Origin of the sequence: Thalassobacillus devorans MSP14, from assembly GCF_000496835.1 — a bacterium.
Lineage (GTDB): Bacteria > Bacillota > Bacilli > Bacillales > Halobacillaceae > Thalassobacillus > Thalassobacillus devorans_B.
On sequence record NZ_KI543237.1, the window covers coordinates 628,090 to 640,974 of the forward strand.

The 12,885-nt window shown below is 43.4% G+C and carries 10 protein-coding genes; 3 read left to right on the forward strand and 7 right to left on the reverse strand.

What is annotated here, in order from left to right; all coding sequences use genetic code 11:
- Positions 1 to 6 precede the first annotated feature (6 nt).
- The 3 genes from P855_RS0113340 to P855_RS0113350 all read right to left on the reverse strand — a co-directional run bounded on the left by P855_RS0113340 (position 7) and on the right by P855_RS0113350 (position 4,314).
- Positions 7 to 1,623, reverse strand: coding sequence for an amidohydrolase (locus P855_RS0113340; RefSeq protein ID WP_028784035.1), 1,617 nt, complete (start codon positions 1,621 to 1,623; stop codon positions 7 to 9).
- A 249-nt stretch (positions 1,624 to 1,872) separates the two neighbouring features.
- Complete coding sequence (locus P855_RS0113345) at positions 1,873 to 3,234, reverse strand: sigma-54 interaction domain-containing protein (protein WP_051353224.1); 1,362 nt, start codon at positions 3,232 to 3,234, stop codon at positions 1,873 to 1,875.
- A 147-nt stretch (positions 3,235 to 3,381) separates the two neighbouring features.
- Entirely contained in the window at positions 3,382 to 4,314 is a 933-nt protein-coding gene (locus P855_RS0113350; RefSeq protein WP_028784037.1) for a S66 peptidase family protein, read from the reverse strand.
- 616 nt (positions 4,315 to 4,930) lie between these two features.
- Between P855_RS0113350 and P855_RS0113355 the strand changes: the two genes are divergently transcribed.
- The 3 genes from P855_RS0113355 to P855_RS0113365 all read left to right on the forward strand — a co-directional run bounded on the left by P855_RS0113355 (position 4,931) and on the right by P855_RS0113365 (position 7,809).
- Entirely contained in the window at positions 4,931 to 6,520 is a 1,590-nt protein-coding gene (locus tag P855_RS0113355) for a bifunctional metallophosphatase/5'-nucleotidase (protein WP_037986058.1), read from the forward strand.
- Between the two features lie 117 nt (positions 6,521 to 6,637).
- Positions 6,638 to 6,946 carry a helix-turn-helix domain-containing protein gene (locus tag P855_RS22530; protein WP_028784039.1) on the forward strand — a complete coding sequence of 103 codons (309 nt, stop codon included), beginning with the start codon at positions 6,638 to 6,640 and terminating at the stop codon, positions 6,944 to 6,946.
- Positions 6,947 to 6,960: 14 nt separating this feature from the next.
- On the forward strand, positions 6,961 to 7,809 hold the full coding sequence (locus P855_RS0113365; RefSeq protein WP_028784040.1) for an IS3 family transposase: 849 nt from the start codon (positions 6,961 to 6,963) through the stop codon (positions 7,807 to 7,809).
- An 85-nt stretch (positions 7,810 to 7,894) separates the two neighbouring features.
- On the opposite strand, the gene P855_RS21005 is transcribed toward P855_RS0113365, so the two are convergent.
- The 4 genes from P855_RS21005 to P855_RS0113385 form a co-directional block, all read right to left on the reverse strand.
- Positions 7,895 to 8,899, reverse strand: a complete 1,005-nt coding sequence (locus tag P855_RS21005; protein ID WP_051353225.1) for a M14 family metallopeptidase — start codon at positions 8,897 to 8,899, stop codon at positions 7,895 to 7,897.
- A gap of 301 nt (positions 8,900 to 9,200) precedes the next feature.
- A complete protein-coding gene (locus P855_RS0113375) occupies positions 9,201 to 10,697 on the reverse strand; it encodes a PQQ-binding-like beta-propeller repeat protein (RefSeq protein WP_028784041.1) in 1,497 nt (498 codons plus the stop codon).
- Positions 10,698 to 10,902: 205 nt separating this feature from the next.
- Positions 10,903 to 12,003: a glycosyltransferase family 4 protein gene (locus P855_RS0113380; protein WP_028784042.1), complete on the reverse strand. Its 1,101-nt coding sequence runs from the start codon at positions 12,001 to 12,003 to the stop codon at positions 10,903 to 10,905.
- 26 nt (positions 12,004 to 12,029) lie between these two features.
- A complete protein-coding gene (locus P855_RS0113385) occupies positions 12,030 to 12,764 on the reverse strand; it encodes a WecB/TagA/CpsF family glycosyltransferase (RefSeq protein WP_028784043.1) in 735 nt (244 codons plus the stop codon).
- Positions 12,765 to 12,885: the final 121 nt, after the last annotated feature.

Sequence of the window (12,885 nt, forward strand, 5' to 3'; positions counted from 1 at the left end):
TGTCAGCTATTGGCTCAGAAGCTTTTCTTTTTGAAAAAACAGGTTTCCATCGATATACGTTTCCAGCACAGATGCTTTGTCGATATCTTCCGCTTCCATAGTGAATATGTCCTGGTCCAATACCATAAAATCGGCATGAAATCCTCGCTTCAGCTGGCCTGTATCAGCGATTCGGGTAAGCTCCTGGGCAGCTTTTGTATAAAGAATGATCGCTGTCGGAAGATCAACCTGTTGATCTTTTCCTACATCTGTACCATCATGCGCCAGCCTGGTGACAGCTGCTTTTAATCCAACAAATGGATCGACGGGCTCAGACCATGCATTTCCCGGCGCATCCGAAGAAAAAGCAACCGCTCCACCAGTTTGAAGCATGGATTTAATAGGGTAGGAATGCTGCGTTTTTTCCAAACCGATATTATTCTTATAACTCTCAATTTCTGCATATAGAAAAATAGGCTGGGTGACAAAGCCTATCCCTGCTTCCACTGCACGCTTGAGCACTTGTTCTGAAGGAAACGAAACGTGCTCAATCCGAATCGACGGGGCATCCTCCAGCCATCCCGGAATATGTTTCAATGTATCGACGATCCATTCAATCGCCTGTTCTCCCATCGCATGTATCGCTAATTGTATCCCGTTTGCTTTAGCTCCTTCCGCTGCAGCAAGCAGCTCTTTTTTCGTGGTCACCTTAATTCCATAGTTGCTGTCGTCACCAATAAAAGGTTCTTTGACCCAGGCCGTCCTTCCTGAAACGCTTCCGTCGGAAAATAGTTTAAACCCACCAATATGAACAGGCTCCTCTCTCTCCGTCCTATTTTTGTCCAGTATCGGTGCATGCTCAATATCTTCCCACTTATAATATAAAGCCGTCCGTTGCTTCAGCCCTTTCTTTCTTGCTTCGGTATAGATATCATAGTCATCTGTCTCCCCTTTTCTTGCCATCATGTCCGTCATACCTGTAACCCCATAGCGGAGCAGTTCGGAACTATGCTCGGCCAGCATCGTCGCCTTCTCTTCCAAGGTTTGAGTTGGCATTGCTTTCTCGAACAGGTCTTTTGCGTTTTCCCGTAAAATTCCCGTAGGCTCGCCCATATCGTCTCTATCAATTTCTCCCCCCTCCGGGTCTGATGTATGTTTATCGATACCTGCCAGCCTTAAGGCTTTCGAATTGGCTACAGCTATATGTCCGCAGGTTCGTGTCAAAAAGACAGGAGCATCAGGTGCAGCTTTATCAAGATCCCACCGTGTTGGTGTCCGTCCTTCGATAAGTTTTCCTTCATCAAACCCCCAGCCTTCTATCCATTTGTCTTCATTTTGTTCCTCTGCCCTTAAGCGGACTTGTTCCACTAAATCTTGTATAGAGTGGACAGTCGGCGGGGTGCTTGGTACCTGATTCGATATTTTAGCCAGATGCATAGGATGGAGATGCGCATCGATAAAGCCCGGAAGTACTCGTCGTCCTTGAAGATTAACCTTATTTTCGGGTTCCCCCCCCAGTTCCACGTATTCCCCAATCCAGTGGACCCGGCCATCTTTTATGATCATGGCATCCGCATATAATTGTTCAGGGTTTGAGGTGAATATTTTTGCGTTGTAATATAGCATTTGATTGTTACCTGCCATATTTCTTTTCCTCCTTTATGAAGCCTTTTAGTTGTTTTTAATAGAAGAGGTTTTCATTTTCTGGGTCATACCTCCTGCTAAGTATTATGCAAATTTCATGCCAAACAACGGAGTATATCCCCTGGATCGGTTTGAATATTCAGAATAATACAGGGTTGAAAAACTTTACACTTTCGTTTATTAGGAAGGATTTCGGTTATAAAAAATAAAAAAGAGAGGGAAATTTTCCCCCTCTACGTAAAAATTTTTTTACCGCAAATTGTATTTATTTATCTTATATTTCAACGATTGTTTTGAAATGCCTAACCTTCTTGCTGTTTCCGCAATAACCTCTTCAGCAGCTGTATAATGTTCGATAATCAATTCTTTTTCAAAATTCTCGACAGCATCTTTCAACGAAACACTATCGTTAGTAATTGGTGATGCTTCTTTGCTTGATTTTTTACAAATACGTTCCGGGATATCATCCAGGGCCAACTTACCATTTTCTGCATGATTATATGCCATTTCAATAGCATTTTTGAATTCTCTTACATTCCCGGGCCATTTATAACGCATAAAGCAATCGATTACTTCCTGGTCCACTTCCTCAATGGTAATGTTCATTTTGTCGTTGTAGAAGTTCAAGTAATAATCAAGCAGAATCTTAATATCTTCTTTACGTTCCTTCAGCTCCGGTAGACGGATTTCCACTACAGCCATACGATAAAATAAATCTTCCCGAAGCCTTTGTTCCGAAAGTAAGGTTTCTGGATCTTCATTGGTAGCAGAAATCACCCGGATATCGACGGGGATATTCTTTTTGCCGCCAATCCTCCTGACTGACTTTTCCTCCACCGCCTTCAGAAGTTTCACTTGCAGTGTAATATCAAGCGAATTGATCTCATCTAAAAATAGTGTGCCTCCATCGGCCTGCTCAAATAATCCAGGAGTTTCTTCTGCCCCTGTAAAACTTCCTTTCGTTGTTCCAAACAATGTAGTTTCCATTAGATTTTCCGGCACAGCACTGCAATTAAGAGATATAAACGGGCCACCAAATCGATCACTAAGGTTATGAACAGACTGGGCGACTATTTCTTTTCCTGTTCCGGTTTTTCCGGAAATCATTAATGTAGAATCAGTGCGTGAGATTTTTCTTATTTTCTGTTTTATCTTCTCCATGGCAGGGTCCTTCGTAATCATATCGCCAATCGTATAAATCGTATTGTTCTTGCGATACATTTTATGACCAGCATATTTATTAAGGGACTCAATATTCTTTTTTGAATAAAAACGCTTGGAAAACTCGATAGCTCCCTTCACTTCGCCGGATTCTATAATCGGATAGGTGGAGCTGATCGATTCCACTTTGCCCCCTTTGTGGGTTGTCATGACCTGTCGTATATCTGTCAATGGCTGTCTGGTTCGCAGTACGGTCATCACGGTACTGTCCTGTTCCGATAAATCTTTATAGAAAGTCGTCACCTTACGTCCCAGGAAATCTTCCGGGCGCTGGCCGAGATGGCGAAGTACATTCAAGTCAGGAATGTCATAAAAGAGGGTATGCCCTTTTTCATCCACTACTAAGATATTTTCATAGTCGGCCAGCTTATCAACATAACTGATGTTCATCATGGTCCCTCCTCTATCGTTTCAGGATACCATAACTCTTCCTGACAATAGAAAAAGAGGCGTCCGCTAAAAGTCTGCAATAGACTATTGTGACGCCCCTTTAGGTGCTAGGTAATGATTGGCAAGTTATTACCCCCCCTTAGTCTATCAGTAGAAAGGAGGTGTCGTAGTGCGGGTAAGAACCGTTAAGGTGTTATTGAATGTATTCAAGTTAACTATTGCCCCAATAGGAATTGCAGTTTTATAAGTGCCGTGTGCTGAGGTTAGATTAGTCATCAGCGGCTTTCCTAATGGGATCATAAATTCATTGATAAAATCTTCGTACGTCTTACCATAAGATTCATCACATTCTGTACATTCTCCCATAACAACCCCAATACAGTCCCGGAACTTCCCAGCCATTCTTAATTGTTCAGTATATCTGAATAATGTGTTAATGGGTTCGTGTGTATCCTCGATGAGGAGGATCTTTCCCCGAGTATCTATTTCAAAAGGAGTACCGATGGTGCCAACTAATGATGTGAGATTTCCGCCAACAATCGGCCCGGTGACGTTTCCTGGTACTCTGCTTTTTAACGGAATATCAGGGGGGGTTTGTATTTTTCCTATTGGTGTAGAGGAAGAAATAGCAGTAAAAAATTGATTAAAATTATAGCCGGGTGTGCTTGGGTTAAAATCGACAAGCATCAGACTTTGAAAAGTTATTAAATGGGCATATTGGTACAAGGCATTCAACAATACCGTTATATCACTGTAACCACTTATGATTTTTGCGTTTCGCTGTATAAATGCATAGTCAAGATAAGGGAGAATTCCTGCAACTCCTACCCCACCCCTTGTAGGTAATATCATTCTCACCTCAGGATTGGCAAACATACGCATCAAATCTCCCGCACGTACTTGCGCTGTACCTGCTAAGAAACCATCTCGTGCGTACACGTTACGGCCGAGAAGTGTTTTAAAACCCATGTCCTCCAACATTTTTAAACCCGTCTCAACCTCATCTCTTTCTGGCGGGCTTCCCAATGTGACAATACCGATCGTATCTCCGCGCTGTAATGCAAATGGTCTTATTTGCATAGAAACACTCCTTCCAGAGTCAAACTTCATTCTAGAGTTATTTTATTTGAGAAACCCTCTTGAAATACTAAATAATTCTTGCTGGTGTAGAAAATGAGAAAACCCCAGGTCCCCCAATTTCTGGAGGACCTGGGGTAAACAACAACAAACGAGCACCCCGGAGCCTCCAGATATTGGAGATAGATAAAAAAAGCTTATAGATAAACGTGAAAGTTTTTCTCTAAGCTAAGAATTACACAAACACCCACTATTCTTTTACACCGCCACCGCTCATACCTTTTACTAGATACTTCTGAAAGATGATCGCTATCACTACTGGAGGGATCAAGGGTGCTGTTTTTTTAACGTGCATTCTGCGCCATACGAAGTGGGACGATTTTATTTCGTTCCCATGCTTGATCGAATGCACTGGCTGGCAGGTGTCTCTGGCCAGGATAGGCACTGATTTCTATCGTCAATCCTACCGCTTGAATTCATCGATAATCTGGAGGGCTCCGGGGTGGATTAGTTCTAATAGATTATAGACAAAATATTACAAAATTTTTACACTGTATGTAAAACAGATTTAAACTTTTTTGCTATTTTTTAGATGTTATTAAATTATAGGAGGTAGATCATGTTTCAAGTAAAAAAAGTATTACCAGCATTTCTTTTATCCGTTTCTCTCATAGGTACATCAGTTTCAGCTGCTCCCGGGGCAAATGATAGCTATAAGGAAAGATACATACCGGTTCAGCTATTAGGCATCAATGATTTCCATGGTCAACTGGACGTTTACCGAACCATCGGTGACCGAAAGGCAGGAGGAGCAGAATATTTGGCTGCTTACCTGAAACAGTATGAACAGGACAATAAAAATTCGCTGCTTGTCCATGCAGGCGATGTCGTTGGGGCAAGTTCACCTGTTTCTTCCCTGCTCCAGGATGAACCTACTATTGAGATTCTAAACGAACTTGGTTTTGATGTAGGAACGGTCGGCAACCATGAGTTTGATGAAGGGGTTGCTGAAATGAAGCGCCTGATCAATGGAGGGACTCATGAAGAAACAGGAGATTTTGAAGGAGCTTCCTTCCCTTATACCGTAGCAAATGTGAAAGATAAAGAAACAAGCGAGCCGATCCTGCCTCCGTATGTAATCAAAAAAGTCAACGGCATGCCAATTGGATTTATCGGTGTAGTCACCACGGACACGAAGAACATTGTTCTTCCGAGCGGTATCGAAGGCGTTGAGTTCACCGATGAGACAAAAGCGATTAACAATGCAGCTGCACAACTGAAAGAAAAAGGCGTCGAATCCATTGTTGTACTTGCCCACGTTCCTGCTTCCTCAAACCAGGATGGTTCCAACCCTTCTGGAGAGGTTGTGGAATTTGCACCAAAAATAGACGATGAAGTCGATGTTATTTTCGGCGGGCATAATCATGCTTATGCGAACACGGTTGTAGATGGAAAGCTGATTGTGGAATCTTACTCCTATGGAACTGCTTTTTCTGATGTAGATTTAATGATTGATCCAAAAACGAAGGATATCGTTTCAAAGGAAGCCTCCGTGGTTACCACTTTTCACGACGCCATCGAACCTGATGCAGAAGTGAAAGATATGGTAGATAACTACAGCAAAGAAGTGGAGGATCTAGTTCAGGAAGTCATCGCGCAGGCGGGCGAACCGATCACGACCGCTCCAGATGCCAGCGGAGAGTCCGCACTCGGCAACCTGGTTGCTGATTCACAACGGGCTGCCATGCAAACAGACTTTGCGTTTATGAATCCCGGCGGTATTCGTGCGAATCTTGATGAAGGCCCAATCACATGGGGAGAACTATATACCATGCTTCCATTTGGAAATAACCTTGTAAAAATGACATTGACCGGAAGTCAAATAAAAGCAGTCCTTGAGCAGCAATGGTCAGGCAGCTACCCTCGGATATTGCAAGTGTCAGGATTAAACTATACTTGGGATGACAACGCTCCAAACGGGGAAAAAATCGTCGCCATGACAGACAGTAATGGCAACCCGATTGATCCCGAACAACAATACACAGTCACCGTCAACAACTTTATCGCCACTGGCGGAGACGGGTTTACGGTTTTGAAAGAAGGAACAAATCAAGTAACAGGTCCGCTAGCATTGGATGCTATGATTGAATATCTAAAACAACAAGAGGACATTAAAGCACCAGCTTTGAACCGAATTGATGTGAAGTAACTCAATTAAAAGTAGCCCCAACTAACAAAGCACCCCGGGACATTAGTGTGCACCCCTTAAAATAGACGTTGAAAAAACACCCGGTTACAACGTACGATTTTTAAGGGGTGCATTTTTATGGCTTTAAAAGGACAAAAGAAAAGAACTTACCCATTCGAACTGAAAATGGAAGCCTTAACGTTAAAGAAAAAAGGTTGGACGAAACGCCAGATTGCCAATAAATTAGGGATTCATGATAGGGACTTGATCAAGGCTTGGGCAAGGAAATACCGAGCGCAGGGCGCTTACGGTTTGGTTGACAGGCGTGGGCGAGGGTCAAAGAAGAATGGGGAATATACGGATCAAGAACGGTATATCCGTTCGTTGGAAATGGAGAATGATGTGTTAAAAAAGTATTTCGAGATTCTAGGAAAGGAGAAGCGTTAACGGCCTATCAAGTAATTGATGTTTTACGGGGAACCTACACGATCGAAGAATTGTGTGCTTACCTTAGCGTTTCCAGGAGTGGATACCACAAATACCGTGCACGCAGGAAATGCCCGGATAAGGATCGTTTCTTGCGAAACCGAATTTGGGAGCTTTATGAAGCTTTTGATCACCGGTTTGGGTATCGACGAATTCAAGATGAATTAATCCGCCAGGATCAATGGAAGGTGAATCATAAAAAAGTATATCGACTGATGGATGACATGAACTTAAAAGCTAAAATACGCAGGAAACACAACAGCAAGCTTCGTATGAAAAAAGTGATGAAACCTTATATCGCAGACAACGTTTTAGAGCAGAACTTCCAGGCGGAGAAACCAAATGAGAAATGGGTTACGGATATCACTTATATTATTGTGGGACAGGAACACCGTTATTTATCCGCAATTATGGATTTATACACGAAGGAAATCATTGCTTATCAAATCAGTGATTCCTATGACTTAACCTTTGTGCTGGATACCGTAAAAGAAGCTGTTCATAAAGAAACAGACGCAATGGGACCTCCGATCCTTCACAGTGATCGAGGAGCCCAATATACGTCTGAGGATTACCATAACATACTGGCTGACCACCACATCACGCCCAGTATGTCAGGTAAAGGCAATTGTTTTGATAATGCCTGTATCGAAAGCTTCTTTTCCCATTTGAAAGTGGAAGCTCTCTACTATTATCCTATCGCAGATATCGATGAAGCTCAAAGAATAACGGAAGAATATATCTATTTCTATAATCACCAACGTGCTCAGCGAAAACTAAACCGCCTGACTCCTGTCGAATACAGAAATCAGGCGGTTGCATAACCCCGGTGTTTTTTCAATGTCTACAGTTTTGGGGCTTGACCACATCCATTAATTGGATGTCCCGGGGTGCTTTTGCTAACTATTCTTAACGAGCGTTCTCTGCCATTCGTAATGGCACGATTTTATTTTTGTTCCACGCTTGATCAAATGCGCTTGTCGGCAAATGTCTCTGCCCTGGATAGGCACCGATTTCAATCGTTAACCCTACCCGCTTGAATTCATCTACGAACCAATCGGTATAGCCGCCGCCTGATGGATTGGGCTGTGGGCTTACTGGCTTGTAGCCAGTAATCAGGCTGATGTTGTCTGCTACCCGCTTGTCGCGATCATATTGTTCTCCTGTCTGGCTGAAGTACCAATACACGATTTGGCCTGCTGAGTGATAGGCGACTGTTGAGCGTGGTCCGGTTTCATAGGTGAAGCTGGCTAGATGACGGGCTTCTTTTGCCTGCATTGGATAATAACCTTTGAAGTCCTTATAATATGGCTTTCCACTACTGTATTTGATGTTTTCCCAGTCTGCCGGGTACTGACGGTTTAGGTCTTCCCCTTTGGCATTTGCTTTCCAGCGTGTAAAATCCCTCATTCCGTCATTCATTCTAATAAGATCATTATGAATAGAAGACGGCATTGCATTCAACCCCTGCTGCTGAAGCGTAACACCATCAGGATTTACCATCGGAACGAACCAGATGGCAACGTCGTTAAGCAGCGTTCGTACCTGGAATCCATTGATGGTTGTGTTATTGGAATAAGCCTTCGCATATTCCTCTACCATTTTCATATTAAGTGTCGAGGTCAGCCACTCCCTGGCATGGTGGGAACCATTGACAAGGATATTTTTATCCCCGCTGCCTACTTTCACCGCCCAAAGTTCTCTGCCATATGGGGAAGTTCCAATAGATTTATAGGTTATAGCTTCAGGGTAACGTTCAGCCAATACCTTGATGTCTTTCGTTAATCTTTCATAAGAATAAGTAGTGTCTGGATCGACTTGTGACGCCGAAGCGGTATTTTCCTTAAGTCCCAACCCTCCAGAAAAAACGATCAAAAAAGCGAACAAACTCATAAACAAATTTTTGTAAAACAAACTTTCTCATTCCTCTCTGGTCTTAAGATTCGACAAACTTCTATGCTTGTTATCTATTAAACTACCGCATACACACGCCCATTTCACCACTATTACAAAATGTTACATAAAATAAATAATACGAGCTATCCCCCTCCTACTAAGGGAACAGCCCGTATTTACCTCTGCTAATCCATATCCTGTATTAAAGGGACGATAGAAGTCTTATTCATTACTAAGATATGCATACCTCTAATTACCGGTTAACCTAAAAAACACCCCGGAGCCTCCAATATCTGGAGGCTCCGGGGTGTGGTCTTGTTTAACTGGCAGTGTTCACTCTTTTGATTTTCCTGATTCCAAATACTAGTACTGCTATTAGTAAAGCGAACAACAAAATCGGAATACCATAAACAAATGTGAAATAGCTGATTTGACTTTTTTCTTTAGCCACTGGCACGCTGAATTCGTCAGAAGCATTTTTAATATCCTCAGTCGGCAATGCATATACATTACTGTCCTGACTTCCTACAATCAAGGTGTCATTCATAATGATTGGACCTGATGGAGCCAATTTTCCACCTAACTCTTTACGACCAATCTCTTCCCCTGTCTCGGCATCCAAGGCATGGACAAACCCCTTCGCATTGGAGAAGTAAACAACTCCGTCATCCGCTACTGGCGGAGCCTTCATAACTGCATTATTGAACTCCCAGAGCCGCTCGCCAGATTTCAAATCATAGGCATAAAACTTTTTAGTGATTGGACTTCCTACATAGATTTTGCCTTCGTATATAATTGGAGCACCGGATTTATTGTTCTTTACAAATTCACCGATGCCAAGACTATCTTCCCAAATCACTTCACCAGTTTTTGTATCCATTGCGTAAATTTTGTGTCTGGGATGCTTTTCACGTTCATTGATGAAGCCGCCTCCGCCAAAGAAACCTTTGATGGCTTCTTTATAGACTTCAACTACACCATCCCGATCGTATACTTGCTTCAACCGAACCGGCGTCGCGTCTTCCAGAGCAGTTGTCACGACAATCCCTTGGTCTACCGCAGGCGGAACATCATCCAGGCCGGCATTTACATTTTCAAACTCGGTCTGCCATTTGATTTTGTCTGTAGTAAGATCGACAGAAGTAAAGGCATATGGTAACGGACCGCTTCCCCCGACAAATAGCTGATCACCAACGATGTTCGGGGATGACATACTTACCGTGTGGCCCAGGTTCACCTTTGTATCTGACTCTCCAGTTTCGGCATCAATTTTATAAAGATGGTCGTCTCCGGTAGCAGCATACACATAACCGTCTTTGAAGGTAGGGGTAGGCATCACTTCACCTTTGGTATTAAATTTCCATTTTGTTTCTCCTGTTTCTGCATCTAACGCTAACACACCACTTTCCCCAGTTCCTCGGGTACCATCTTCCTGGAAGAACCGGTTACCGAATCCAACAAACACAGTGCCTTCGTTATAAATCATCTCAGAGTGAATCCAGTTAGGGGCTTTGCTTCTCCACAACTCTTCACCACTGTTAACATCAAATGCAAACAGATCACCAGAATTGTGGTTCCCGACAAACAGTTTGTCCCCTGCCACGACTGGGGTAGCACGTACCTCATCTGCAGTTTTAAACGTTTTCGCTTCCAGTGGCTCGACGCCTTCCTGATTGTATACGGCATTCTTATCGTCCTTCAGACGATACTCATGCCAGGCATCCGGTCCAAATTCAGCGCTTGCCTGCACTGGAGTCATAAGTAATGGGACAGCCAGTAAGGCAGCCAATAATCCATTTTGCCTCTTCTTTCGCATTCTTTCCACTCCTTAATTCATAAAAATATAATGACAAAATATTTACACTTCTAAGTACGGTGCATATTATAGCACATTTTGTCGAGCATCCACATTACAATTTAGTGTTAAGGGTATGGGTATCCAATATCTGGATGACCTCGGGCATGAACGAAAACACCCCGGAGCCCTCCAAATTTTGGAGGGCTCCGGGGTAGTATTGGTATTAATGCAATTTTTTATAAACGCTTTGGACTTGTGAGGCGAATTGATCGATGGAGAAATTGGCAGCTGCGTATTTTTGTAAGGCAGCTCCGATATGTTTAAGCTGTCCCTCTTTCTTTTGTTCCACTGCTTCTAATATCGCTTCAGCTATAGAAGTTCTACTCGATGGCTGAACCAGCCAGCCATATTTCTTCGAAGGTACCAGCCGCTTTACGCCTCCGACATCCGTACTTATAACCGGAACTTCCGCCCGTGCCGCTTCCAGTAAGACAAGCGGGAAGCTCTCGCTTTTTGAGGTCAACAGTTCTACATCCATCATCGGCAAAATACGGTCGACATCGTTCCGGTGCCCGAGGAAATAGACAGCAGATTGTATGTTCAACTCCTTTGCCAGCTTCTGAAGGTTATTCCGCTCCGGCCCATCTCCAACTAATACAAGCTTACACCCCGGACAGTTTTTATGAACTTCCCGGAAAGCTGCAAAGGCCAGTGCGTGCTGTTTGACCTGTTCAAGCCGGGCGACCATCACTACTAAAAAGTCGGCTTCCTGAAACCCGAGCTCTTCTCGTGTATAAGGCCGTTCCACCTGATCATCAAAATCCAGGCCATTCAGTATCGTCGTAATCTTTTCTCCCGGAATCGAAAAGTCGAGCAGAACCTTTTTGAACCTTTCTGAGATAGCGATACAGTGGTCGGCCGAGCGAATCGCCCGTTGTTGGAGCTGCCGCATCACATTCCCTTTCCAGCCCTTGCCCATGAAATCATCCCTTGGGTCGCTGTGAACCGTGACGACCCAGGGGATATCCAGCCAGTGCTTCATAGCATGGACAAGCACGTTCGCCCGCGGGCCATGAGTATGCACGATACCAATATTCTCTTCCTTTATGTAGTGCTTCAACTTTTTCATAACACGCAGGTCCAGCTGACGGGTTTGCCTGAATACAACCGTTCGGATACCAAGTTCACGAGCGCGCCTAATCATTTCCCCTTCCTCGAATACCCCGAGAACAAATGTTTCCCGGTCTAGTTTGTTGAGGAGAGAAAGGATATGGAACATGCCGCCTCCTGTTTCATTGCCTGCATTTAGATGAAGCACTTTCATTATTGATACCCTCGTTTCTACTGACTTTATTTTTTCCTGATAATATGCCAAAGGAACCGCGGCAGCTGAAGCATGCGCTTCCAGCGGGATGGACGTTTGATCAGCCGGTACAGCCACTCTAAGTTCAAACGTTGCCAAATCTTTGGAGCACGCTTCATTTCTCCGGCCCAGACATCAAGACTGCCTCCTACCCCCATCATCAGGCCATGATCCAGCTGCTTGATTGCTTTGAAAATCCACTTTTCCTGTCTAGGAAATCCGAGTGCCACGAATATCAAATCTGGAGCAGCTGACTTGATCTCCTCCAAAATTGTTTTATCGTCATCATCAAAATATCCATGATGATAACCGCATACATCCAACTCGGGATAGGCTTTTTTAATATTGTCGGCTGCCCTTTCCGCTACTTGATCTGTCGCTCCCAGCAGATAGCACTTCAACTTTTTATCATTACCATAGTCTAGCAGCTCAAGCATCAAATCATACCCCGGTATTCGTTCTGGCAACGGTTTTTTTATGATTTTTGAGGCAATAATGATACCGATGCCATCTGCAACCACATAATCCGCTTCCTGCTGGAGGATATATTTATATTCCAGATCGGATTCAGCGGCCATCACGATTTCCGGGTTCGCGGTGACGACGAAGTTTTTCCCTTTGTTATCTAGCGCTGGGTAAAGATGATTTTTCAATAATTGTTGCTGTGTAATATTGATGAATGGAATTCCTTTAATGGAAACATAACTGGTAAATTTATTCATGACAAGCAACCTTTCGCTAAATTTACATAATTTTAGTAAAATGTAATCAAATTATAAAGAAGTGTTTAAACGAGCATAAAATCCATGAGCTACATTATATATGTGTGATAAGAACAAAATA

What these genes read in the sequence shown, in the direction of transcription:
- P855_RS0113345 (WP_051353224.1), bottom strand. Translation starts at nt 3,234, where the DNA reads ATGAACATCAGTTATGTTGATAAGCTGGCCGACTATGAAAATATCTTA.
- P855_RS0113350 (WP_028784037.1), bottom strand. Translation starts at nt 4,314, where the DNA reads ATGCAAATAAGACCATTTGCATTACAGCGCGGAGATACGATCGGTATT.
- P855_RS22530 (WP_028784039.1), top strand. Translation starts at nt 6,638, where the DNA reads ATGGCTTTAAAAGGACAAAAGAAAAGAACTTACCCATTCGAACTGAAA.
- P855_RS0113385 (WP_028784043.1), bottom strand. Translation starts at nt 12,764, where the DNA reads ATGAATAAATTTACCAGTTATGTTTCCATTAAAGGAATTCCATTCATC.
- P855_RS0113375 (WP_028784041.1), bottom strand. Translation starts at nt 10,697, where the DNA reads ATGCGAAAGAAGAGGCAAAATGGATTATTGGCTGCCTTACTGGCTGTC.
- P855_RS0113380 (WP_028784042.1), bottom strand. Translation starts at nt 12,003, where the DNA reads ATGAAAGTGCTTCATCTAAATGCAGGCAATGAAACAGGAGGCGGCATG.
- P855_RS0113340 (WP_028784035.1), bottom strand. Translation starts at nt 1,623, where the DNA reads ATGGCAGGTAACAATCAAATGCTATATTACAACGCAAAAATATTCACC.
- P855_RS0113355 (WP_037986058.1), top strand. Translation starts at nt 4,931, where the DNA reads ATGTTTCAAGTAAAAAAAGTATTACCAGCATTTCTTTTATCCGTTTCT.